The 24,963-nt window shown below is 53.0% G+C and carries 22 protein-coding genes; 11 read left to right on the plus strand and 11 right to left on the minus strand.

What is annotated here, in order from left to right; translation table 11 throughout:
- Positions 1–93: 93 nt before the first annotated feature.
- The 6 genes from IB237_RS18740 to IB237_RS18765 form a co-directional block, all read right to left on the minus strand.
- Complete coding sequence (locus IB237_RS18740; RefSeq protein WP_192490210.1) at positions 94–2,085, minus strand: BCCT family transporter; 1,992 nt, start codon at positions 2,083–2,085, stop codon at positions 94–96.
- 437 nt (positions 2,086–2,522) lie between these two features.
- Positions 2,523–2,789 (minus strand): hypothetical protein, encoded by a 267-nt coding sequence (locus IB237_RS18745; protein ID WP_192490211.1) that lies wholly within the window; start codon positions 2,787–2,789, stop codon positions 2,523–2,525.
- Between the two features lie 268 nt (positions 2,790–3,057).
- Positions 3,058–4,131 (minus strand): AI-2E family transporter, encoded by a 1,074-nt coding sequence (locus IB237_RS18750; RefSeq protein ID WP_192490212.1) that lies wholly within the window; start codon positions 4,129–4,131, stop codon positions 3,058–3,060.
- A gap of 121 nt (positions 4,132–4,252) precedes the next feature.
- A complete protein-coding gene (locus tag IB237_RS18755) occupies positions 4,253–5,062 on the minus strand; it encodes a transglutaminase family protein (protein ID WP_192490213.1) in 810 nt (269 codons plus the stop codon).
- Between the two features lie 174 nt (positions 5,063–5,236).
- Positions 5,237–5,461: a hypothetical protein gene (locus IB237_RS18760; RefSeq protein ID WP_192490323.1), complete on the minus strand. Its 225-nt coding sequence runs from the start codon at positions 5,459–5,461 to the stop codon at positions 5,237–5,239.
- 133 nt (positions 5,462–5,594) lie between these two features.
- Positions 5,595–5,804 (minus strand): cold-shock protein, encoded by a 210-nt coding sequence (locus IB237_RS18765; RefSeq protein WP_192490214.1) that lies wholly within the window; start codon positions 5,802–5,804, stop codon positions 5,595–5,597.
- A 49-nt stretch (positions 5,805–5,853) separates the two neighbouring features.
- On the opposite strand from IB237_RS18765, the gene IB237_RS18770 reads away from it, so the two are divergent.
- The 3 genes from IB237_RS18770 to IB237_RS18780 all read left to right on the plus strand — a co-directional run bounded on the left by IB237_RS18770 (position 5,854) and on the right by IB237_RS18780 (position 7,930).
- A complete protein-coding gene (locus IB237_RS18770; RefSeq protein WP_192490215.1) occupies positions 5,854–6,099 on the plus strand; it encodes a hypothetical protein in 246 nt (81 codons plus the stop codon).
- A 572-nt stretch (positions 6,100–6,671) separates the two neighbouring features.
- The gene (locus tag IB237_RS18775; RefSeq protein WP_192490216.1) at positions 6,672–6,941 is read left to right on the plus strand and encodes a DUF1488 domain-containing protein; all 270 of its coding nucleotides are present in this window, start codon (positions 6,672–6,674) and stop codon (positions 6,939–6,941) included.
- A 740-nt stretch (positions 6,942–7,681) separates the two neighbouring features.
- The gene (locus IB237_RS18780) at positions 7,682–7,930 is read left to right on the plus strand and encodes a hypothetical protein (RefSeq protein WP_192490217.1); all 249 of its coding nucleotides are present in this window, start codon (positions 7,682–7,684) and stop codon (positions 7,928–7,930) included.
- A 627-nt stretch (positions 7,931–8,557) separates the two neighbouring features.
- On the opposite strand, the gene IB237_RS18785 is transcribed toward IB237_RS18780, so the two are convergent.
- A complete protein-coding gene (locus IB237_RS18785; RefSeq protein ID WP_246788107.1) occupies positions 8,558–9,691 on the minus strand; it encodes a glucoamylase family protein in 1,134 nt (377 codons plus the stop codon).
- Positions 9,692–10,112: 421 nt separating this feature from the next.
- Positions 10,113–11,603, minus strand: a complete 1,491-nt coding sequence (locus IB237_RS18790) for a PLP-dependent aminotransferase family protein (protein ID WP_192490325.1) — start codon at positions 11,601–11,603, stop codon at positions 10,113–10,115.
- A gap of 108 nt (positions 11,604–11,711) precedes the next feature.
- On the opposite strand from IB237_RS18790, the gene IB237_RS18795 reads away from it, so the two are divergent.
- The 3 genes from IB237_RS18795 (at position 11,712) to IB237_RS18805 (ending at position 17,086) form a co-directional block, all read left to right on the plus strand.
- A complete protein-coding gene (locus IB237_RS18795) occupies positions 11,712–12,947 on the plus strand; it encodes a benzoate/H(+) symporter BenE family transporter (RefSeq protein ID WP_192490218.1) in 1,236 nt (411 codons plus the stop codon).
- A 535-nt stretch (positions 12,948–13,482) separates the two neighbouring features.
- A complete protein-coding gene (locus IB237_RS18800; protein ID WP_246788088.1) occupies positions 13,483–13,875 on the plus strand; it encodes a response regulator in 393 nt (130 codons plus the stop codon).
- A 67-nt stretch (positions 13,876–13,942) separates the two neighbouring features.
- On the plus strand, positions 13,943–17,086 hold the full coding sequence (locus IB237_RS18805; protein WP_192490219.1) for a PAS domain-containing protein: 3,144 nt from the start codon (positions 13,943–13,945) through the stop codon (positions 17,084–17,086).
- Between the two features lie 146 nt (positions 17,087–17,232).
- Here IB237_RS18805 and IB237_RS18810 read toward each other — a convergent pair whose 3' ends face one another.
- From IB237_RS18810 to IB237_RS18820, 3 genes are all read right to left on the minus strand, one after another.
- Complete coding sequence (locus IB237_RS18810; protein ID WP_192490220.1) at positions 17,233–17,931, minus strand: glutathione S-transferase; 699 nt, start codon at positions 17,929–17,931, stop codon at positions 17,233–17,235.
- Between the two features lie 80 nt (positions 17,932–18,011).
- Complete coding sequence (locus IB237_RS18815) at positions 18,012–19,085, minus strand: catalase family protein (protein WP_192490221.1); 1,074 nt, start codon at positions 19,083–19,085, stop codon at positions 18,012–18,014.
- A gap of 140 nt (positions 19,086–19,225) precedes the next feature.
- Positions 19,226–19,408 (minus strand): hypothetical protein, encoded by a 183-nt coding sequence (locus IB237_RS18820; RefSeq protein ID WP_192490222.1) that lies wholly within the window; start codon positions 19,406–19,408, stop codon positions 19,226–19,228.
- Between the two features lie 269 nt (positions 19,409–19,677).
- On the opposite strand from IB237_RS18820, the gene paoA reads away from it, so the two are divergent.
- From paoA to IB237_RS18845, 5 genes are read left to right on the plus strand one after another with little or no spacing between them, the layout of a single operon-like run.
- Complete coding sequence (gene paoA, locus IB237_RS18825; RefSeq protein WP_210324016.1) at positions 19,678–20,196, plus strand: aldehyde dehydrogenase iron-sulfur subunit PaoA; 519 nt, start codon at positions 19,678–19,680, stop codon at positions 20,194–20,196.
- A complete protein-coding gene (locus IB237_RS18830) occupies positions 20,193–21,143 on the plus strand; it encodes a xanthine dehydrogenase family protein subunit M (protein WP_192490224.1) in 951 nt (316 codons plus the stop codon). The genes paoA and IB237_RS18830 overlap by 4 nt, the downstream gene beginning before the upstream one ends.
- Positions 21,144–21,146: 3 nt before the next feature.
- Entirely contained in the window at positions 21,147–23,345 is a 2,199-nt protein-coding gene (paoC, locus tag IB237_RS18835; RefSeq protein ID WP_192490225.1) for an aldehyde oxidoreductase molybdenum-binding subunit PaoC, read from the plus strand.
- A 47-nt stretch (positions 23,346–23,392) separates the two neighbouring features.
- Positions 23,393–24,310 carry an XdhC family protein gene (locus tag IB237_RS18840; RefSeq protein WP_192490226.1) on the plus strand — a complete coding sequence of 306 codons (918 nt, stop codon included), beginning with the start codon at positions 23,393–23,395 and terminating at the stop codon, positions 24,308–24,310.
- A complete protein-coding gene (locus IB237_RS18845; protein WP_246788090.1) occupies positions 24,307–24,933 on the plus strand; it encodes an NTP transferase domain-containing protein in 627 nt (208 codons plus the stop codon). The genes IB237_RS18840 and IB237_RS18845 overlap by 4 nt, the downstream gene beginning before the upstream one ends.
- The last annotated feature ends 30 nt before the right edge of the window (positions 24,934–24,963 follow it).

Raw genomic sequence — 24,963 nt, forward strand, 5'->3', positions numbered from 1 at the left:
CAGCATGTCGGTTTCGATCAGCATATGGGACCGTTGGTCTACTGGATGTTTTTGCAAAGCCCTGCCGTTGATTTCCTGCATTGTGAGATTGTATCAAACTCCGGAGGGATGTTCCGGGGCACCGTGGACAAGCTGCATATCGGGAGAGTTAACCAGATGCAGGTATCGTTCAAACTGGATAAGCACATCGGCTAGAATTTGATCTCGTGACATTCCCATCAGGTCGTACCCCCGGTTGCCACTCGAAAAATAAGTCCTTGCCTCGTACCTGAGCTCCGGTTGCCCTGCACGTACTGTTGTGAAACTTGCAACACGGTGGCTCGTCAGGGACACGCCATATACGAAGTCGCGCACGCCTTCAGCTGGTGATCGCAGGACAATTGCATCGGCGTCTTCTGTCAAAATCTCTGAAATTCTGCCCTGTGCAGTGAGTTCTTCCGCCATCTGCACAAGGGCGGGCCGCACATTCTTTTCCATGAAGCGGCGAACGTCTTGTTCGGTGGCTGCAGTCAACATTAAACCAAGACGACGTTGCCATGTTTGCCCGCTGGCAGGCTGCGCCGGTGGAAGGACACTCTGGCCTTGATGAGCCTCCCGCTGTGCGAGATCTTCCCTCATACCCCTAAACAGGGACCATACCAAAGCGAGCATCACTACTGTAAAGGGTAGCGCGCTCGCAACTGTAACAGACTGCAGAGTCGCAAGGCCGCCGGCCAGAAGCAGGCAACCCGCTACCAATCCCTCCATCATACACCAGAAGACGCGTTGCCCAGTGGTTGTGGTGGTTTCGCCGCCTGCTGCTATTGCGTCGACGACAAGTGCACCAGAATCTGCGGACGTGACAAAGAAGATCGAAACCAGAACCACCGCCAAGGTTGAGGTGATGGCGGGAAGGGGGAGATATTCGAAAAACCGGAAAAGCGCGACCGACATATCATTGGCCACAGCATCGCCCAAGGCGCCAGATGCCACACCGGTATCGATAAACATAGCTGTATTGCCGAACACCGTCATCCAGAAAAAAGTGAAGCCTGCCGGTATGAAAAGTACCGCCATCACGAATTCGCGCACTGTGCGACCTCGCGATATGCGGGCGATGAACATGCCAACAAATGGCGACCACGAAATCCACCAAGCCCAGTAGAACAATGTCCAAATGTCGATCCATGGAGTGGGTTTGTAGGCATATATGTTGAAGCTGCGTAAAACGATCGTGTCCAGATACATTCCGAGGTTTTGCACGAAGTCCCTGAAAATCTGGCCAGTTGGTCCGACGATCAGCACGAAGATCATCAGCAGTATTGCAAGTAGCAGGTTGGTTTCGGAAAGGATCCGCACACCCTTGTCGAGGCCAGAGACCACTGACAAGGTCGCAACCAGGGTCACAGCGGCGATCAAAGGCAACTGAATCTCTGTGCCAATAGGGATGCCCAGCAGGTGATTTAGCCCCGCATTGATTTGCGCAACGCCTACTCCAAGAGAGGTTGCTATGCCAAACATTGTTCCCACAATTGCAAAAATATCTACAGCATGCCCGATTGGCCCATCTATCCGATTTTTGAGGAGGGGATAGAGGCCAGAACGGATCGTGAGTGGCAAGTTATAGCGGTAGCCAAAATAAGCTAGAGACAGACCCACGACAGCGTAGATTGCCCAGGCGTGAATTCCCCAGTGGAAGAACGTCACTGTCATCGCTTCCCGCATGGCTTCAATCGAACGTGGTTCTGCTGTGGGAGGTGCCATGTAATGCGTCATGGGTTCACCTACCGCATAGAACATGAGGCCGATGCCCATCCCGGCTGCAAAAAGCATGGCCACCCATGACGTGAAACGAAAATCAGGAACTGAATCGTCAGGACCGAGTTTCAGCTGCCCGAAACGTCCGAATGCCAGTACCAGGACAGAAAGCAGAAATATTGCAACTGCAAGAAGGTAAAACCATCCAAAAGCGCTCAAAATTGACTTTTGCACCGCACTGAACAGCAACCCGGCCTCTCCCGGCATAAAGACACCTATGGCGAGAAAGATACCGATGATGAAGAGTGACCCATAGAAGACTGGAGGGTTTATGACGAAAGGCTTCATAGGTTTTGATCTTTCCAGCGTCTGGTTTTCCAGGAAATCATGTCTACTACGAAGTATTTTGACGCGCGGATGTTACTCACGACGAATTCCCGAACTGTAATCAATATGCCTGAAAGTCTTTGAAGTATCGGTGGATAGAACGGCTATGAACGGGACTGCGTTCCACCCAATTACTGACCCGTAAAAGAAGGGGAGAACGCTGTGACGAAAGGCGCATGTGTCCAGGTTCTTATCGATGATACGGCCGACATAATGTCTCAGCGGTTGTGGCGATCATAGGGAAGTATTGTCGGAGACGGTGTTCATATGACCAACCATGCCATAAACGCAGCTTCGCCCTATGAGATCCTATCTGGCGGTTAGGTTTATGATGTCTGCGTTTGCGTTGTCAGAGTGTGACGACACTTGAGTTCGCTAACGGCCTCATTCATTTCCGATCATCCTTTATCGAAAACAGACGGATCTACGACTTCATTCCCCAGTTGGTCGTTGATCTCGTTTTTGGATTGCCCCAAAATTTGAAGAAGCGCCGTGTGCTCAGGTTTGCCAACACTCTCTTCAAGGAAATCAGAAAGAGCCTTGCGGGTCTGCTGACCTCCGGAAGGCTTATTGGCTGTGTGCAGGACGACTATGTCTCCGTCATTTGTCTCAATCGACCAACGATCACCATTACTGCTGATTGAAAACTCTTTATTATCGGTCATTATAGTTCCCTTCGACGGTGAGTACGGTTTTCACTCTCGGTCGCCCGGCAGCACTACAAATAGGCAGTGAAGCTAATATTTTTTGGGGTAGTTTGCCGCGGCGATCGGCCTCAAGTACAAAGCGCGTGCATTAACGCACCAGTCGTCGGTTCAACACAATTTCTTGCTGTTGTGTTCCAAATTGTCTTCTCCGGACAATTAAATCGTCTGTCGTCAAACTCAGATAGCAAAACCGGGATGCAAAAAGGCGAGCCAGTCGTCTGCGGCCCTACATGATCACTTCGTCGGCTGCTTCAGCTTTTTTGGCGTTCTGTTGTCGGCCAAAAAGCGACCATGCCGACATAAACAGGGCGGCAATGAGCGGCCCGATGACAAATCCGTTAATTCCGAAAAGTGAAATGCCGCCGACAGTGGAAACCAGAACAATGTAGTCTGGTAACCGGGTGCTTTTACCTACCAGCAATGGTCGCAAGAGGTTATCGATCAGCCCTATGACCAGCACTCCGATGAGTACCATGGTGAGCCCCTTCAACCATGCTCCGGTGAGGAAAAGCCAGATAGCAGCTGGGCCCCAGACAAGAGCTGCTCCAACGGCCGGCAGCATTGACAGAAAGGTCATTACCACGCCCCACAATAAAGGAGCTTCGATACCAAGAGATAGGAAAGCAATACCGCCAATCGTTCCCTGAATGATCGCGATGATGACGTTACCCTTCACGGTAGCGCGCACAACTGCTGCGAATTTATCGACGAATTGGCGCGTGTAGTCATCGCTTAATGGAATTGCCTGCTGGATTGTTCTGGCAAGTTCCGCACCATCCCTGAACAAAAAATACATGAGGTAAAGCATTATGCCGAAACCAATAAAAAACTGCAGTGTGTTCTGGCCCAGGCTGAGAACTGTTCCGGCAATCGACTGTCCTGCTTGCATAAAGGCAGCAGAGACACTCTCCCGCAAATCTGTGAAGCCATCCAGCCTAATTGATCTTAGCCAGTCGTTGGCAAACGCGGGCAAAGCCTCCTCGATGCGCGTGGAGTATGCGCTAAAATCAATCTCGTTGTTATTGATCCGTTGATAAAGGTTGGAGCCTTCACGAATGAGCGACCCCAAGATAATCATGGAGGGCAGGATGACGAGAAAAATGCACAACAATACGGTTAGCAACGACGCTATCCCGCTTCTCCCTTTTAATGCATGCTCGACCCGCCTGTGTACCGGAAAGAATATGATGGCAAGAATAACTGCCCATAGCACGGCACTGTAATATGGCAACAAAAGCCAGAAAAACGCGATCGTCACTACCGCCAGCAAGATGTAGAAGCTTGTTCGTTGAATAGACATGTGTGCCTTTGTTGGCTAGCCGAACCTAGCTTTCTCTTCAGCAAGTACAGATTTTGGTAGTACTATAGCAGTGTCGTGATTTTCCGAGCAACACGGCTCGGTCTGTCTCAAATGGCTTCGGTCATGACGGAAGTTCGTCTGTAAAGACCTCGAAGCTCGTCAAAATCGCGGGGCCAAAAGCGGTCGATAGCGCAACGTCGGTCGCATCCCGCCCTATGGCCATCAGTATTCGTCCTACGCGTGGTGTGTTGTGGCGGGCATCGACCGTGTACCACCGTCCACTCAGGTAGGCCTCGAACCATGCGCTGAAATCCATCGGGTGCGGGTTCTTGGGTACGCCGATATCTCCAAGGTATCCAGTGCAGTAACGGGCAGGGATATTCATGCAACGACATAGCGTAATAGCCAGATGGGCAAAGTCCCGGCAAACACCTTTTCCGTCGGTGAACCCTCCGTGAGCTGTTCTGAGGGGATCTGCTCTATCATAATCGAAGGTTATGTGCTCGTGGACAAAATCAACAATTGCTTTCACGCGTTGCCAGCCAAGCGGGGTACCGGAAAATGTCTCCCAGGCGAAGTCTGCCAATCTGTCGGTGTCACAGTAGCGGCTGCCTAGCAGGAAAACCAGCACATCATCAGGTAGATCCTTTATGTCGTGCTGAAAGGCATTTTCAGGAACCGGATCTGGCAGGCCACTGTCATATATATCGAACTTGGTAGAAATCGTCGTAAGGCCGGGTGGAGCAGATATACGACTGCAGACATTACCGAATATGTCGAGATAACCCCAAGCCTCAATCGGCCGATCAAAGGTGAGCGTTTGTTCAGTAAGTAGGTCGGCGCGCCGGCTGGGGTGAATATTGAGGACAAGCAGCATCGCCGTCTCATGCTCGCACTGATAACCGATATTAAAGCCGGCACGTATTTTCATAGAGGTGTTCCTAGTGAAAGGCATCAAGCCGTTCAATTGCAACGCACTCAAGTAAGGGACGTTCCATCGGGGGACGACCGCCGTGTCGCCTTGCGGCTTTGGCGTGCTCAGTGTCGAAAGCGCATTAAGCTGCGGCCATCGCCTGCGCTCTTGGCGGTTCAAGCCTTTTCACATTTAAGTTGTGCGTTTGCGTTTCGCGACAAGAGCGGAAGTTGCAGAGACACGGTCAGAATGCTCTTTTTCAAGGCGCGCTTGCCTGAGCCGCAAAGTCTTTGCTTCGCGGTTCTGCGTTATTGCCTCAAGCTCATCAAACGCTTTTTCCTTCCCGAAGAAGGGCGTTTGGATATCGTTGAAAGCAATTTCCGCTTTCTGTCGGGAAATGCTGTACTTTTCGGTCATTTGAATTCCTGTTGCAAAGTTGGCCAACGAGGCCCAGCTAAAAAGCTAGGTGATTTGCCTGGCCTTTTATAAAAAACGTGACGTGCTTTCAGAAGTGCCAGCACATCCGTGGTCAAGGGAAAGCACGATCTCCTCAGGCTGAGTGAAGATTACAGGCCGACATTTTGCCGGACTTGCTGTCCCGCTCCAGATCAAAGCCGATCTTCTGGCCTTCGACGAGGTCACGCATCCCAGCGCGCTCAACGGCGGAGATGTGCACAAACGCATCTGCGGACCCATTGTCAGGCTGTATGAAGCCAAAGCCTTTTGTGGAATTGAACCATTTTACTGTGCCAGTGTTCATGATGAACCCTTTCATAACGATAAAGAAAACACAGCACTCGGTGCCGTATATGATGATAACGATTTTGAAAGGAGAGGTTCGTTCAGACCGCGGTGCCAATCGCGAGATAATCAAAGCTAAGCAAGCAAACTCGATCACACTTCGTAAAGTGTCTTGCAATGATTGTCAACCAAAAGTTTTTGGTCGTTATTTTGTTCGCGCAAAAGTGGCGATCCGCGTGAGTGAGTTGAAGAACTCTTTTGCGCCCCAAGCCGCTGGGGTTACCGAAGAGTTTGCTGCACGGGGGCTGAACTGAAAGAGATTGTTCCCGATGAAATGGCCAATGATCGCAAGTGGTTGGTCCCAAATACTTTCAATACGGCCTTGTTTTGTGCGCAATCAGGGCGCATGATTGGAAAACATACCGGCGTGTCTTGTGATATCTCGCCGGAACTTCTTTCCATTACAGCCGCATTGTATGAATTACACGCGCTTTTGATCTGCTTTTTTTATCGGCTCGTCTTGTGCTGGACTTTCTCCAGTGCGCGCGCTCATGCTGAAAACTGGCTCTACGCGGACGAATTTGTTCGAACTGCAACGAAAGGCCAAAACCATGAACACGAACGGCAAACACAGACGTCAAGCACTGAGCGTAGAGCGTTGGGAAAACGAGGGTGGGGCCTGCATCACGGATACACCTGATAACCAATACGGCAGAAGGATCGAGAGAGATCGCTCATGGACGATCTACCATGTGTTCACGGGAGTGCCGGTACGAATAGGGGACTGCACGCTCATTGACCTGAGCATATCTGAGGCGACTGACGGGATGTTGTCACTCAATCGACGCAATGCTACCCTCAGACAAGAGCGCAGCAGGTGTCAATCATGACACTGGCTTTCCCCAACCGTGCGCGCAGCTTCGATGACGTGCGAAACGCCGTGCGGTTTCTCGGCTATGATGGCATGTTCGAAATTCGTTTTTTTGTCGAAGCCGAGGCCTTGGCCAAGGGCACGACACATAGAACGCGAATGTCGGAAGCCCAGTATCTCTCGAGTTTTGACACAATGCTCAAGCCCATCCATGAGGCGGCCAAGAAGGTATATGCGAAATACGGGCGCAATTTGAATGTTCTGACAATCAGCGATCTTGCTTAACTTAGATTGGCTGACCTTCTCTTGGCGCTCATTTCCTCGGCCATGGGTGCGGAAAGCGTCCTCTTCGTGAATGTCTGGGCGAGATACAAGCAATCAAACCATCACATATGATGTAAACGTCGTGTCAGCAGACCGTGTGGACGCGGGTGGGCATATGTTTCAAACATTTTCTACCATGGTTTATCCCGGTTATGACTTAGGGGAAGCAGCAGCTGTGACTGTTTGCCGTGTTCTTCACGGAAAAAGTCGGATGAGTTGTGTTGCTGTGATTTTGTCGCGGGTGACAGAATCCGACGAAATGCAAGATTCGATGTTTCGACGTAACTCCGTGGGGACTTCCGGGCCGCCGGCTTGCAACAGTTTGTCGGTCATCGAAAAAAGCGTCTCAACTGCAAAACGGCACTGTGAGGCGGACAGGATTGCAACGTTTGCTGCGGGGGAAGCTGCGTCCTGAGGGCTGTCCTGGCGTGTAAAGACTGTCAAGCAATACCAAGCCAGAAACACCCCGCACCAGATGACTATACTGCCAATTATATAAGCGCGCATGGAGGTCCTCCACTGGTTTCTACTGGTACTGCAAAAATAACAACGACACCTCAGGATTAGTGATTTGTTGTAAGAGCCATCGGATTGGTTATCTGACTGAGAATGTGTATACTCTGGCAATCGACAGCAAATTCATCAGGACGTTGCCGACTGCGGGAGCATTGTCTCGCCTTTTCTCACAAAAGGACGGACAAATGGTAACGCGTATACGTGTGAATTCCAGCGTGGTTCTCTATAAATCTCACGATGCCTGGATGGTTGAAGTCGTTGATGGCTTCGAAACACTGATGTTTGGTTATCGGAACAAACGAGATGCTCAAAAACGAGCCAGCAGTGAACAAAAACGTCTAGGGATAATAGCGCATGTTATCCCGTTTCCCTATCATCGGATTGGCAAACTTCGTTTTACATCGGTGACTGGTGATCTACCAACATCAGTATGAAAATCATTCCGGCTGGGGTTGTACCCAGCCAACACCGGGGCCTACCGTTCGTCACGGCCACGCTTTTGTTCATCAGACTTTGATCCACCCGATTTTTGGCCGTGGTCTTTTTTCGATGGATTGGCAGTCTGGGAGCGTTGGTCCGATTTCTGATCGTTCTTTTGATCAGGTTTGCGAGTGTCAGTCATAAGACGTACTCCTTGCCACGTGATGCGGCACTAGCAAACGCCATTGCAAACATATCGTTCCTCAGCTGCAAATAAACGTGCAGGGCACCGCATTCGGTCGCATGGTGGTGTTCTTCCCGAGTTCATCTTTCCGCTGACAAGTGTTTTGCGCGAAGGTCGTTATGGTCACTCGCAGTGGCAAAGGAAAGGCGCGCTTGATCACGGCCCGAGGAACAAGATACTGGTGAGTTGAGGCTACTAGGCGGTGATATCTGTGCTGCATCTCATCGACCGGATGATCGAATGGTGTCATCTTAAAAAGAAATCGGTGAATAATCTTTTCTTTCACAGCAGCATAATCGTGTCGCGGTTCGGGCGGGCACCTGCGTCAGACATCGACAGGGTCAGTACTGCGCAACGATAACAGAGCGTCAGTTGCAGCAAACATCGCTCCGCATGATCAAGTCATGAGCTGTTGTCCAGGGCTGCTAAATCCAAGCCGTTTCAAACCAGATTTTGTTTCCGGCGCGCCCATAAACAAGTCCCAAAGCAAGCCGCTGCGATAGTTTTCTATCATCGCGACAATTGGGCCTTGATTAATTGCAAGATGAGTTTTGGACACCCATCCCGTAGACGGCTTGAAAGAGTCCATGAGGCCAAAGCGGCCTTCAATGCGTCCGCCTCTCCAATGCAGAAATTGATGTGCGGTCTCGATTGCTTCCGTTGGCAAAAACGGAATGCTGGAGAGGGCGGCTGTCGGAGCAATTACCCCGCTGTCATTGATAGGCGAATTGACCAAGTAACCTCTTGGGCCGTCGCAGGCAGACAATCCCCATCCGTCGGCATCTTTGTATCGAGATCGACAATGCAGATAGTTGATTTTGGCATGTGCATGGATTTGCATCCAGTAATCACTGCAATAGCCGTCTCCCAGACCCCTTGGATCTAAGGCGCAAAATGAATACTGGGATAAGAAAAGCGGCCCGCCAAACGGGTCGCCAAGCGGTAGGCGAACGCCCAGGTATTCGTTGCCATTTGATATTGCTCCATTTCGTGCCCACCCTGAATGATAGCAGGCGGGATCAATCCCATATTTGCAGGAACCGGCAGCAAGGACGTAACAGCTCAGGGCCTCATTCCAGCCCTGTATAGGCAGATTACGAGCCCAGGCGTGGCGAGGGCTCCAGTGCCACCATAAAGGCCCGGATTCTCCCTTTGTATACCAGTCCCACTCCACAGCCTGCACCAACTCGTCAACTGCGGTCTGTAGTTTGCGTTCAGCGGGCGTCGATCCTGAAAAAAATTCACGTGAGCAGATAAGACCTTGCATAAGGAAGGCGGTTTCAACGAGATCGCCACCGTCATCGAACTTCGCAAATGGTATCAACTCGCATGTCGCGGCATTCACGAAGTGAGGAAAGGCGCCATGGTAACGCTTTACCTTCCCAAGCGATGACAAGATCTGGTTTGTCCGCTCCAAGGCATCGGCAGCAGTGATCCAGGATCGATACGCGCCAACAACGATTGCAAGAAATGCAAAACCGATCCCGCTGATAGAGGCGATCTCGTGGATGGGCTTTCCATCCGATCGCAGCCGATCACGCGGAAAACCCGTACTGGGGTGACTTTCCAACCAGAAATACTCGAACGTGTTCCGCTGCAGCGCTTGGATTTCCTCCGGCAAAGGGCGCGTGACGTGGGAGGGTTCAACGGGTCTGGGTGGATTCAAAAATGACAAATGTGCGGTCATCGATTGTGCAGGGTATTGATCTCGTGTGGTCGAAAATGTCAGGATCCATGCCGTTACGCTTTCAAATGCCAAAATGCTTATTGTGAACTTTTCTCAGATACCACAGATTCCAGAATGGTTTCTGATGGGCAGCAGGCGAAATTCTCCGCACTTTTCCAAACAAAACAGCGCAGGCGTCATTTACCATCCGTATTTCTTTGCCCCAGTCGCCCACAATGTGCCAGTTTCCAAGACATGGGGCACCACCAGTTTGGCGAAAGCCCGGCTATGAAAGGCTGAGCGATCTGAATGCAATAGACAGCTTTCTGACGGCAATTTCAATTTCATGCGGTGTATAGGCGGCAAAGCCCATCAGTAACCCGGGCTTGGCGTCTCCGGTGGCATAAAGCGCAGACAGACCCAGAAGTTCCACTCCCAAGCGCCGGGCGGCGTTGACGGCAGCCTGCTCTGAAATGTCGCCGATGAGATGACAAGGCATTTGCAAGCCACCGGCGGGTGGTGCCGGTTCAACAAAATCCGAAAGATGTTTGCGAACCAGTTGCGAAGCGACGTCCAGCCGCTGCGCATACATGCTGCGCATGACACGTACGTACGAGCCAAAATGTCCACCTTCCATGAAACGGGCTAGCGTCAGTTGCGCTATGGAAGCGGTATGACCGTCCAGAAGGGTGCGTCCTACAGTCATCGGCTTGACGAGTTGCGATGGAAGGATAGCGTAACCAATGCGCAATCCCGGAAAGAGTGCCTTTGTGAAGGTGCCGATGTAGATTGTCCTGTCATGAGGATCCAAACCCTGCACACACGCGGTTGGCTTCCCAGCATAGTGAAACTCGCTGTCGTAATCATCTTCGATGATCCATGCCCGTTGCCGGGCCGCCCAGTCGATCAAGGCCAGGCGACGGTCCAGGGAAAGCGTGGCACCGGTCGGGAACTGATGGGACGGGGTCAGGAATACCGCTTTGACCTTGCGTGGCTCAGCCTTGATCTGGTCGACAACGATCCCGTTATGATCAACGCTGACCGGAATACATTCAAGACCCGCGGCGTCAAACGCCTTTCGGGCGCCATAATAGGCCGGATCTTCAATGAATATTCGGTCGCCAGAATCAAACAGCATGTTTGCGCAGAGCGTCATTGCTTGTTGCGAACTGGTCAGTACCAGTACTCGGTCGGCTGTCGCGCTAGCACCTCGTTCGAGATTTACATAATCGGCGATAGCGCGTCGCAAGGGTTCCGTTCCCTGCGGGTCGCCGTGAAGAAGTGCACTGGTGCCATGCTCTTTCAGCACCTGCCGCTCCAGTCGTTCCCAGAGCTGCAGCGGAAAATTGCGTGTTTCTGGAACACCGTGCGCAAAAGGGCGAGGCGCCAGAATCTCTCGCACGCCCCCGCTGTGCGACATGGCCGCTCCACGCTTGCTGAGGTCAGGGGCCTGATTGCGCGATAAAGTGCCACGCTGCTGGAGCCGGTGATGCTGTGCAAACTCAGTCATCGCCGAGACGAAGCTGCCGCTGCCCACACGCCGTTCGATAAAACCTTCGGCATGAAGCTGGGCATAGGCTGATTCGATTGTATCTCTCGAAACACCAAGTGATCGTGCGAGCGACCGCGATGCGGGCAGCGGTTTGCCGGCGCGAAGTGCCCCGTCAATGATCATTTGGCGGATTGCCCGTTGTATCCTGGCATGAATAGGCATCGCGGCATGGCCGGGATAGGCAAGCCAAGCCTGTACGGTTTCCAGTTGTGAATGCCTGAACAATTGGTCTGCATCTCTCTCGAAAAATGGATGGGAATATCCGTCCATTTTCCGCCTAGAAGTCAAGCAGAAGAATTGCAAATGCCGCGATTGAAGGAACATCTAAAATCCATGTCCACTCGTCTGAAATCACCATATCTCACATACCTATCCGATCTCGTGTACCCGATCGTTGCGGGACTGATCTCCGTCATCGTTAATTACGGAGGGACTTTCATTCTGGTATTTCAAGCCGCGCGCGTCGCGGGTCTCACACCCGACCTCACCGCATCCTGGGTCTGGTCGGTTTCGATCGGCGTTGGTGTGACGGGGGTGATCCTCAGTTGGCGCTACCGTGAGCCCATCATCACCGCATGGTCGACGCCGGCTGCGGCGTTCCTTGCGACAGCACTCGGTACAACCCCTTATGCCGAAGCGGTCGGCGCCTATATTGTATCGGCGGCTGCGTTTGTCCTGCTGGGGCTGTCGGGCGGCTTTGAGAGAATCGTCCGCCTGATCCCGTCTGGTATCGCATCGGGCCTGCTCGCCGGCATCCTTCTTCAATTCGGCATTGGTGCCTTCGCCGGTGTAACAGTCGATCCCCTACTCGTTGGTCTTCTTATTGTCGCCTACGTCCTGCTGAAGAGTTTTTCTGCTCGATATGCAGTTGTCGGTATTCTCGGTCTGGGGCTTGGGTTGCTGGTCATGCAGGGGCGAGTTGATCTGTCCGGGCTGCAGCTTCAGTTCGCGGCACCTGTCTTGACCATGCCGGTCTTTTCTCTGAATTCATTGTTAAGCGTTGCGCTGCCATTGTTTCTCATTACTCTGACAGGTCAATATATGCCGGGAATGCTTGTTTTAAGGAGTGATGGTTTCAGGACGAGTGCCAATCCCATACTCGCGGTGACCGGCCTTGGCTCGCTCATTATGGCGCCGTTCGGATCGCATGCGTTCAACATTGCCGCGATCACCGCCGCCATCGCAACAGGACGGGAGGCCCATGAAGACCCTTCAAGGCGCTGGATCGCCGGTATTGCGGCGGGCTTCTTCTACGTGCTGGTCGGCGTATTTGGTGTGACGCTGGCGGCCGTTTTCATGGCGTTTCCCTCGACCTTCATTACCGCGCTGGCAGGGCTTGCCTTGCTAGGTACCATTGGTAACAGCCTTGCTACCGCCCTGGCAAACCCCGTCACCCGTGAGGCAGCACTTATAACCTTCCTCGCGTCGGCGGCGAACATCAATCTGTTTGGGATTGGTGGCGCATTCTGGGGACTGGTTATCGGCCTCGTCGCCTATGTCGGCTTGAACGGCCGCTTGCTGACCCGAGACCGAAGCATAGCCAAGATGAAGCAAGAGACTGCCAAATGACGGACCTATCATGAATATAAACATCGATAGCAACTGCGTGAACACGGTGCGCGAAGACAACTGGGCACCGTAAGCCATTTGCTTGACGAAGATAGGCGGCTTGTGTGCCGACATGGCCATTTCTCTTGGCTTCTGGTAGTCGCCTGCATATCCGTCTCTACAAGGGGGCATTTCGAATAATCGCAAATGGTGTCGAGATCGCAGTTATCGACGCGGGCAGATGTTTGCGCCAGTCCCGATCGTGCAAGTATTGTTCACTGGAGTTGTCGTGACACGGTGCGCAGCAACACTGTTTAATGGTGATACCATTATCACCTATTGAAAACTCGAAGGGACCCAGTGGCTCACCTGCAATGACATCGCGCTTTCGTTCTGCAAACATTGACGAGCTTGGTTGGGAAACATCAACGTTTTTTGAGTATTGATTGCTTAATCAAAAAGCGCTGGAACCATTTGTGTGCTTCCACGTTGTGGCAAGCGATCAAATCGCAGTCATGTCTTGGAATCGCGATTTTCGAGAAAAGAACTGGTACGGATGCAAGATTTGAAAGAAGCGATCTCTCCCCCCATCACGGTTCTCATCGTCGAGGACGAGGCATTTATACGCATGGATGTCGCAGACTATCTGTCTGACGATCAGTTTGTGACCATCGAAGCTGCGAATGCTGACGAAGCAATTTCAATACTCGAGCACCGGGAAGATATTGAAGTCGTGTTTACCGATGTGAACATGCCTGGTTCAATCGACGGAATGGAACTGGCAGGGGTCATCCGTCAGCGATGGCCCTCGATGAGCGTGGTTATGACTTCTGGCATGGTTCGGCCATCACAGTCTGCTCTGCCAGGTAGCGTCAAGTTTTTCGAAAAGCCCTACGACCTTTCCGAGCTGAGTGTTTGGATGCGCAACGCCAGACAAGGTGTGAAATAAGTCTGGCTGGCATTTTCTCGTGTCCGGTGGTTATTGACACACCATCATCCAACTGCGACGAAAGCTCATGGCCAATAAATTCTCATACGACATTTTGCTGACCTCCGAGTTCGAGGCGTTCATTGATGAGTGCCTTCAAAAGGGGGAGTATGCCAATGCAAGCGAAGTGGTTTGCGCGGCTCTTCAAACCCTGCGTGCTGCACCAGTTCAAGCAAAGCCGGTTAGCACAATAGACTGGCCAATTGGTGGCGGCGAGTGCGGCCAACTGATCCGCGAGTTTGACTGGGCATCAACGGCGCTTGGCGCTGTTCAAACATGGTCTGTTGAACTGCGGACCACCGTTGCAAATGTCGTGAATTCACCCGTGGCAAAAGTTTTAATGTGGGGTGAGAGCCACGTGATGATCTACAATGATCGTTACGCGGAGATAGCCGGTGCCAACCATCCACATGCTCTGGGTGGTACCGTCCCGGGCATATGGCCTGAGATATGGGACTGGAACAGGGAAATGCTTGAAGCTGGCTTTCGCGGGCAACTCCGTTCCTACCGCGACCAGCCCATGGAACTTGTCCGAGAAGGCATTCCGAAAACATTTATTTTCGACCTCTTTTACACGCCAGTTTACGAAGCGGATGGGACGGTTGGTGGCGTGCTGTGTACCGTGGTTGACAACAGCGATCGCTCTGCGATGAAAGCCAAGATTGCGGCAAATGAAGCAGAACTTCGTCGCGTGACTGACGCTATTCCCATGCTGATTGCCTATGTGGACCGGGACCATGTCTATCGTTTTGCAAACGCGGCTTACGACAGTTGGTTCGGGTCCAAACCTGCCGATATGGTGGGGCGACATGTGTCGGAAGTTGTTGGTGATGAGGCCTATTCCAATCGCCGTCCGGACCTTGATCGTGCTCTCGCCGGAGAGGCATGTATTGCAGAGGCAGATATGCCATATGGGGGAGGTGCGCCCCGACGGCTGGAAATCCGGTATGTTCCTCATGTCGAGCCTGACGGTTCGATACCAGGCGTGCATATCCTTGGCATTGATATCGAGGAACGTGCGGTACGCGAGGCCGAACTCGAAATCAGCAATAGCCGTTTCCGAACTGCGATGGATGCGGTTCATGGAGTGCTGTGGACCAATTCCGCGGATGGACAAATGGTCGGCGAACAACCGGGTTGGGCGGCCCTCACAGGTCAGAGCTTTGATGAATACCAAGGGTTTGGCTGGGTAAATGCGGTTCATCCAGACGATCGAGAAGCGTCGACCGTGTCATGGAATGATGCGGTCGCCACCAAATCCATGTATGTGCATGAGCATCGCGTGCGTCGGCATGACGGCGAATGGCGGCAATTCGCAATAAGAGGACTGCCTTTGTTAGGCTCGTCTGGCAGAATTGTCGAATGGGTCGGCGTCCATACGGACATCACTCATCAAAGAGCTGCCGAAAGAGCACTCCGTGAACAGGCAGAAAACCTGTCGCGTCAGATTCGACATCGGGAGCGAGCGGAAGAGCAGCTTCGACAACTGAACGATACTCTTGAAACAAGGGTGATCGCAGAGATTTCCGAAAGGCGGCAAGCGGAAACCAAACTCGCCCAGGCGCAGAAGATGGAGACCGTGGGCAAGCTGACGGGTGGAGTTGCGCATGATTTCAATAACCTTCTTCAGGTCGTATCTGGCAATCTCCAGCTCTTGTCGAAAGAAGTTGTCGGCAACGAACGTGCCGAAATGCGGATCTCGAATGCATTGGCGGGTGTTAGTCGCGGATCAAAGCTGGCCAGCCAACTTCTTGCTTTTGGTCGACGACAGGCACTTGAGCCCAAGGTTGTGAACGTCAGTCGTTTTGTGCGTGATATGGATGACATGATCCGCCGGGCGATCGGGGAGGCTATCGAGGTTGAAACGGTTGTCGCAGGCGGTTTGTGGAATACCTTTATCGACCCCAACCAGATCGAAAATGCCCTTCTCAATCTGGCGATCAACGCCCGCGATGCGATGCAGGGAACAGGTAAACTGACGATCGAGCTGTGCAATGCACATCTAGATGATGCCTATGCACGCAGTCACGACGAAGTTTCACCCGGCCAGTATGTTATGATGGCTGTGACAGACACTGGCAGCGGGATGGCGCCAGACATCATTGACAAGGTTTTTGAGCCGTTTTTCTCCACCAAAGGAGAGGGAAAGGGGTCGGGGCTTGGCCTCTCAATGGTCTATGGCTTCGTCAAACAGTCGGGCGGCCATGTCAAAATCTATTCCGAAGTAGGTCACGGCACGACGATCAAACTTTACCTGCCTCGCGCACTGGAATCCGAGGATGTCGAGGTTGTCGTCGACAATGGTCCGATCACCGGTGGAACGGAGACCGTTCTTGTTGTTGAGGATGACGAGGAAGTCCGGGAAACTGTGGTAGCGCTGTTGGCTGACCTCGGATATCGCACGTTGAAAGCAGTGGACGCGGCGAGTGCTTTGACAGTAATCGACAGCGGAATACCGATTGACCTTCTGTTCACCGATGTCGTCATGCCCGGGACCTTGAAAAGCCCGGAACTGGCACGCAAGGCCAAAGAACGCCTGCCTCATATCGCAGTGCTGTTCACATCAGGCTATACGGAAAATTCGATCGTGCATGGGGGCAAGCTTGATGCGGGGGTCGAGTTGCTGTCCAAGCCTTATACCCGTGAGGCGCTCGCTCGAAAGTTCCGCCATGTATTGGCAAACCAGAAACAGCGGGCCGTAGAGAATACGGCGACACCGGTTTCAGATACCGTGGAGCAGATTGCCACGCCAATCACATCGGCTCGGCTTACAGCTGACGCAAAGACGGTGCTGCTGGTCGAGGACGATGGACTGATCCGACTGACGACAGCTGAAATGTTGCAGGATGCAGGCTATATAGTCGTCGATGCCGCAAGCGCTGAAGATGCCCTCACAGCACTGCAGACGTTGCCGGTCGATATTCTGGTCACTGATCTCAATCTGCCGGGCGCGTCAGGCGTTGAGCTAGCAAGCGAGGCGAGGAAACTACGACCATCAATAACAATTGTATTTGCGACTGGCGATCCGACGGCAGTGAAGGGGCAGCATGACGCGCTCATTCTCGCAAAACCTTACGATCACGCAGATTTAACGGTTACTTTGTCGAAGGCGAGCGCATTATACGTGGCCAACCCTGTGCCCCTGAAACAAGAGGAAGAGTCTGATCGTTAACGAAAGACAGGAGTTTTTCTCCTGTCTATGCCGACGATCTATTGTCTGTTAGGGGCGATGCTTCTCAGGACGTGGGTGATCCCCTCACTCAACGGCCTGTGGTGCTGACTTTTCTATTTGCTAACTAGACCAATACATGTGGCTAACTAGGCCAATACATGGCGGAGAGATTTTTCGATCTCCCCGCCGCAATAAGCATTTCCATAATCTTGGAAACTTTTTTGATTTAACGCGGCCAAGCGTGCGGTATCTCCAACTCGTTTGGAAAGTGACCATATCGTCGGCGAGGTGTCTTCGATTATACGCCTGATGACAGGAAATCGGTCAGCGACAGTTATCCATAGGATGGAGGTAACGATATCAGCAACACCGGGATTTTCAGTGCCAAGCATAAACCCTGATCCTGCCGAAAGACCATTTCGGGTTCCACTATCCTCGAAAATAGTGATCCACCTCTGTAAACGGGGGACAAAATTAGTCCATTTTTCGATCGTCCACATTTCTCGCCCGCCGTCGAGGGTGAGCTCATCAAGGACGTCATTGGCATCGTTTACTATTTTCGCAGTCAGGGCTCGACCTTCTGGGGTAGTGGGGAGGAGATCAAGGCGCTCTCCAAGATACATCGCTATGGCCGGCATCTGAGAAATTGCAAAGCCACTATCTCGGTCAATGAGAACTGGCGGTCCCATAAACCCAATCGGCTGCTTGTTGACTTCACGGCCCATGATTTCTTCAATGGTGTTGGCATCATGTTCATCCCAGGAGCATTCTCCATGGGCCAGAATGCCTCTGACGAATTGTCCTCGGAAAGGAACCGGCCAGTAGTAAAGATCAAAATTTACCATGCTTTACTTCCAATTGGCGCGCCGTGCGATTATCTGAAAACCGAATGAGCACTTGTCATTCAAGGAGCCACTCGCTGTATCTAGTCGGGTTCACGGATCGGACAGCGATTAAATGACTGGCGAAACTCTGCGGAACGCTGGTACGTGGCTTTTCGGGCCCGGTTGATGTTACCCAGCGGTTGGTGAGCGGCAAGCCCTGTCCATACGCTGAAGCGCATCATTTCGTCGACTTCCTGGACGCTTTCTGCACGCCACGTGTCTTGAGGGTCGGCCGCGACCGTCGCGACAGTGACGAAAGGTGTGTCACTTTCGCTCCATTCCACTGTTGGATCTTCTATGGGTTGTTTACTCACGTCGCGACAGAGCTGCACCTGGAACTCCCATTCGGCCCGAATGCTGAGCATCTCGGCCTGAACAGTGTTCCGGATTGCGTCGTCACCGGTACTCGTGTCGACTTCCCGGCCGGAAAGTTCAACGAGACCCGCTGAGATAGGCTTCAATCGGAACTTCGCGACAAAATCACCATATCGGAATGGAGTGACACTGAAGTAAGTTTCGCCAAGTGGATCAACGTTGGGCGCGCCTCCTAGTGACTGGATCGCGGGGCTGGAAATACCTATGGCTTCCATACCTTTATTGACCGTTTGCAAGACGCTGGAAAGGACCTCCTTGGTCCCTTCCAGCCTGTCGGTCGTCTTCACGAGCAGTTTGAGATTACCGAGAAACTTCTCTGCATTTGCCGCTTGAAAGACCGGACCGTTGACCATCACGAAGTCTTGGCTTGTACCATCTGCGTCAGGCAGGCGCTTGCCACGCACGCCCACAACCTTCATCGCCAACCCCCGCGGTAAAGCAATGGTGTCGGGGAGGATGTCGCCGGCGTTCGTAGAAAGCCGCATATGGACGCCGTAGGTGCCAGGTTGGGAAAACAGACCTTGCGCCAACTCATTGCTCAAATCCGAGTGAACAGTCATCTTCGCGCTGAGAATGCCGTGAGATTTTGCGTGAACAGACCGGACAGCATGACCATAGTCGTTTGCTGTCTTATCCATTATCGCGTCAAAAGCATCTTTCAGACCGTCGATTGTTTCCGTTTCATTTGCTCTGAAGGTTTCGAGTTCTGGAGAAAAGGGCACAGGTGGAGAAAGTGTCATTTGGATCAACCCTCAACTAAGAATATTGGTATCCGATCCCGAACTCCGGATTGACCGCTTTGTCCGGCACTAGGTTGCGCAGCATTCAAGATATAGTCTTATGAGGGAATGCTGCAATCTGCTGTTGTGAGAGATACCGGTCACACCAACCCGATCGCTGATCTGTTGACAGTGCGACGCTCTCCATAGTCACGCTCATGTGCCGTTTCGCGGCGCTTGAACTGATTGCTTGGTACAATTTGCTGCTTGTCGAAGCGGATCAGACCGTCGGGGAATGTGCCAGTATCTTGTTCGTCAGGGGATGTGGGCTGGTTAAAGATCATAATGATGTTTCCTCCAAAACACTTCAGTCAGTTTTGAGACTGATATTCGGGGCTAAATTGTTTTGCGTATTGGATTGTTCCATCGCCAAGCGTGATGGACCTTAGCTTTCAGCCGCTCTCGGCCGAAGAGGTACTTCTTAGCCATTGAAATGGCTTAAGCGCAGCCTGCGCTTCATGGAACTTTCGGGACCGCAACTGCTTTTGTCCAGGGTCATGAAACTCAGCGCCAGCGGCACTTCTTTGGCGCGCCCGTTTAGGGAGTGGTAATATTGCAAACGAAAACCGAGGTTTCCTTCCAGGTCAACGAAAACGTCGTTCATCTCACACTGGATAATCGAACGACACTGCTCGACGCATTGCGCGAACATTTACACCTGACTGGGACAAAAAAAGGCTGTGATCATGGCCAATGCGGCGCTTGTACGGTGATCGTAGGAGGGCGTCGCATCAACGCCTGCCTGACGCTGGCGGTGATGCATGAGGATGATAAAATCACCACGATCGAAGGATTGGGAGCCCCTGGCAACCTTCATCCGATGCAGGCGGCATTCATCAAGCATGACGGTTTCCAGTGTGGTTACTGTACGCCCGGACAAATCTGTTCGTCGGTGGCGGTGCTGGAAGAAATGAGGTCAAATATACCCAGCCACGTCACCAAATGCCTGACAGATACGGTTGTTATAGGATCGGAGGAAATCCGGGAACGTATGAGTGGCAATATCTGTCGGTGCGGAGCCTACTCAAACATTCTTGACGCGATCAACGAAGTCGCAGAGGTGCCAGCATGAGAGCGTTTTCGTATGAACGAGTTTCATCTGCGCAGGCTGCCGCGGCTGCGGTGTCAAATAATGCGGATGCAAAATTTATCGCCGGCGGTACCAATCTCTTGGATCTGATGAAGCTGGAAATCGAAACCCCAAGCCACCTCGTTGATGTAAACGGTCTCGGTCTCGACAAAGTGGAAAAGACCTCGCACGGTGGCCTTCGAATTGGGGCGCTCGTGCGCAATACCGATCTTGCTGCCGATGACACCGTTCGGCGCGACTACGGCGTGTTGTCTCGAGCCCTTTTGTCCGGTGCCTCTGGCCAGTTGCGCAACAAGGCCACCACCGCGGGCAATCTTATGCAGCGCACACGCTGCCCGTATTTTTACGACCCTGCCCAAGCCTGCAACAAACGTAGTCCCGGAAGTGGCTGTTCGGCAATTGGCGGCTTTAGTCGCCAGCTTGGCGTTGTGGGTGTCAGTGAGGCTTGTATTGCGACGCATCCAAGCGACATGGCAGTTGCCATGCGGGCTCTGGATGCGGTGGTTGAAACCGTAAAGCCTGATGGCCAGAAACGCTCAATTCCAATAGCCGATTTCCATCGGCTGCCAGGAGACAAACCCCACATCGACACCACACTGGCCAGAGATGAGTTGATTACCGGCGTTGTGTTGCCGCCACCAGTGGGTGGTCGCCAGATTTACCGCAAGGTTCGTGATCGCGCCTCTTACGCCTTTGCCCTGGTCTCGGTCGCTGCGATTATCCAACCCGATGGAAAAGGTGCAATCGCCGTTGGGGGCGTAGCGCACAAACCATGGCGGGACGAAGCCGCCGACGAGGAGATTTCAAAGGGATCGCGTGACGTGAACGCCATACTCATGGCGGGTGCCCATCCCACAGATCAGAACCAATTCAAGATCGAGCTGGTCCAGCGAACAATTGCGGCCGTTCTGGCTGAGGCAAGGGGATAAGTCATGCAATTTGACAAGCCAGCAACAATCAACCCAATCGATCAGCTCAAAGTGGTTGGACGACCTGTCCACCGGGTCGATGGCGAGCTGAAAACCACTGGGCGTGCAGTTTATGCCTACGAGTGGTCAGATCCAGACCTGCTTTACGCCTATGGCTATCCTGTCGGCTCGACTATCGCCAAAGGCCATGTCATCTCTATAGACACAGCGGCCGCCCAAGCCGCTCCCGGCGTGCTGGGCATCATCACCACCCTCGATAATCCGGAGCTGAAAAAGGGCAAACTCAATACGGCAAAGCTGTTTGGTGGCACTGAAGTTCAGCACTATCACCAAGCTATTGCCGTGGTAGTTGCCAATACGTTTGAGGAAGCGCGCGCCGCCGCAGCTCTGCTCGATGTTGAATATGCAGCCGAAAAAGGGCGATTTGATCTCCGGTCGGAGATGGCAAATGCGACCGCACCTGATCCGTCAACCGAGCCTGAATCGTCGTCAGGGGATTTCGAAGCAGCCTTCGCAACCGCACCAGTCACGCTGGAGGCCGAGTACGCCACTCCTGACCAATCTCACGCAATGATGGAGCCGCATGCATCTATCGCTCAGTGGAACGGCGATGAGCTTACCGTTTGGACTTCAAGTCAAATGATCGATTGGTGGCGATCTGACCTGGCGATCACGCTTGGAGTAGACAAAGAAAAAATTCACCTGAAGTCACCGTTCATCGGCGGAGGTTTTGGGGGCAAGCTGTTTCTCAGGGTAGATTGTGTTCTCGCCTGCCTTGCCGCGAAGGCAGTGGGGCGCCCGGTCAAAGTTGCCCTTCCACGCCCTATGATCGCAAACAACACCACCCACAGGCCAGCGACAATTCAGAGAATTCGCATCGGCGCCGAAAACAGCGGGAAGATCACGGCAATCGCACATGAGAGCTGGTCAGGCGATCTGCCAGGCGGTGGACCGGAAACAGCGGTCATGCAAACACGCCTTCTTTATGCAGGCGAAAACCGGATGACTGCGACGAAACTGGCGACGCTTGATCTTCCTGAGGGCAATGCAATGCGTGCACCTGGCGAGGCTCCGGGATTGATGGCGCTCGAGATTGCAATGGATGAGATGGCTGAGAAGCTTAACATGGATCCGATCGAGTTTCGTATTTTAAACGACACACTTGTGGACCCCGAAAATCCCAGACGGCCATTTTCCCATCGTGACCTCGTCGGCTGCCTCAGACGAGGTGCCCAAGAATTTGGATGGGAAAAGCGCATGCTACCTGCTCAACGGCGCGAAGGTACTTGGATGATCGGGCAGGGAGTAGCGGCGGCATTTCGCAACAATCTCGTCATGCCTTCCGGCGCTCGGGTGATGCTCGATAAAACCGGAATGATCACCGTCGAAACCGATATGACCGATATTGGAACTGGCAGTTATACCATCATTGCCCAGACCGCAGCAGAGATGCTTGGCGTTGATGTTACACGTGTCGACGTGCGGCTGGGGGATTCCCGCTTTCCAGTGTCGGCAGGGTCAGGTGGACAATTTGGTGCCAACTCTGCAACGTCTGGCGTTTACGCTGCCTGTGTAAAGTTGCGAGAGGCCGTAGCGAGCAAACTCGGTTTCAACTCCTCTGAGGTTGTTTTCGAGAACGGACAGGTGAGAAGTGGCAACCGTATGGTAGCTCTGGCAGATGCTGCGGGAGCTGAGGGGCTGGTTGGCGAAGACACGATTGAATGGGGGAAGTTGACCGAAACGCACCAGCAATCGACTTTCGGTAGTCACTTCGTTGAAGTTGGCGTGGATATCGCAACCGGCGAAACGCGGATCCGGCGCATGCTCGCGGTTTGTGCAGCGGGCCGTATCTTGAACCCGATCACGGCTCGAAGCCAAGTCATTGGCGCAATGACAATGGGGGCCGGAGCGGCCTTGTCGGAGGAACTGGCTGTCGATACCCGCCACGGTTTCTTCGTCAATCATGACCTCGCTGGTTACGAGGTGCCTGTCCATGCAGACATTCCACACCAGGACGTCATTTTCATGGATGAAACGGATCCGTATTCATCACCCATGAAAGCGAAAGGCATCGGAGAGCTTGGCCTGTGTGGTGTGTCAGCCGCAATCGCTAACGCTATCTACAACGCTACCGCCATCAGAGTTCGGCAGTACCCCATCACCCTGGATAAGCTGATAAGCAAGCTGCCCGAAGTCGGATGATTGGACTCAAGGAGTGGACCGAACAAGCGTCAAGTGTCGGAGGCAACATGTTGTGTGATGTCACATCAACAACGAGAGTTATACCTGTTCGAGCTCGTGCTGGAGATGATCCGGGAGAGATTCTGCAGTTCGCTGTGGAGGCAATGCGGTGTGGCGGGGCGGCGCTTGCCACTCTTGTTGAAATCAGGGGAGGTGCCGCTCGCGCACTGGGTGCGCAGGTTGCGGTGGCGGCCGACGGCAGATATTGCGGTTATGTCTCAGGGGGCTGCGTTGAAACCGCTGTTGCTGCAGAAGCTTTGGAAGCCATTGCTGAGGGTGTTGACCGGATCGTCAAATTTGGTGAAGGCTCGCCGTTTTTCGACATCGCTCTGCCTTGCGGTGGAGGCATAACGGTGGCGATCCATGTGCTGCGCACGATTGACCCTATCTCTGGAATACTTGCGGCAATTTCCGAACGTCAGTCGGTCGGACTTGTCCTGGACACTGAGGCCCAGCAGCTGACGCTCTCTGACAGAATACCTGCCAGATGCGGATGGCGAGGAGGCGAGTTTCTGACGGTTTATCGCCCGCAGACGCGTCTGGTCGTTTCAGGCCAGACCGCGGAGGTGGAGGTGGTCTGCCGCCTTGCTGAAGCTACGGGTTATCAAGTCGTTTGCGCTGATCAGGGAGTACCATTGAACATTGATCCGTTTACTGCGGTTGTTCTACTACATCATGATCTCGATCGGGAAACGCGCGTTCTGGATCGGGCGCTCTCATCGCCGGCGTTTTACATCGGGGCGCTCGGCAGTACGCGTACCCATCGCCTTCGTGTAGAAAGGTTAAGGTCCACTGGCGTACCCGCAGAGAGTTTCAACCGGATCAAAGCACCTATCGGTATATTTGGCCCGACACGTGATGCCGTTTCGCTGGCCATTTCGATCCTGGCCGACGTCGCCGCAGCCCGGCTTGAGGCATTTGCATGACGTCGATGAGACCAGATGGTATCAATGTCGCGGGACTACTTCTCGCTGCGGGACAATCAAGTCGGGTCGCAGGAGGCTTTCATAAATTGCTATCTGAGTTTGATGGCATACCCCTTGTTCGGCGGTCTGCATCAACATTATTGGAGAGCAAACTGTCGCCTGTTGTTGCCGTTACCGGGCATCGGGGACATGAGGTAGAAGCGGCCCTTCGTGGACTCCCTGTCATCACATTGAACAACCCCGATTTTGCGAAAGGCCTCGGAACATCGATCGCCAGCGGATTTCGGTATCAGGGTTTGTCCGACTGTGGCGGTGTCCTCATTATGCTGGCGGATATGCCCACCATAGAGGCCAAGCACATCGATCAGTTGCTGCTAGCATTCACGTCGACTGACGGCCAAGTTGTTGTGCGAGGAGCCGATGGCATTATGCCCGGACACCCGGTCATCATTCCAAGGATATTGTTCAGGGCTATGCAAATGCTGGAGAACGAAGATGGGGGTAAAATGGCGATCAAAAGGAGTGGTTTGGATACCAGTCTGGTCGATATCGGAGCCGCTGCAAGGTGTGACGTAGACACTGCTCAAGCTATCGTCTCGGCTGGCGGACTGCTACGTATGTAGCAGCCCTGTCAGTCGCTCCATTTTTGAAGG

The sequence above is a fragment of the Agrobacterium sp. AGB01 genome (assembly GCF_014851585.1).
In the GTDB taxonomy this organism is placed as follows: Bacteria; Pseudomonadota; Alphaproteobacteria; order Rhizobiales; family Rhizobiaceae; genus Agrobacterium.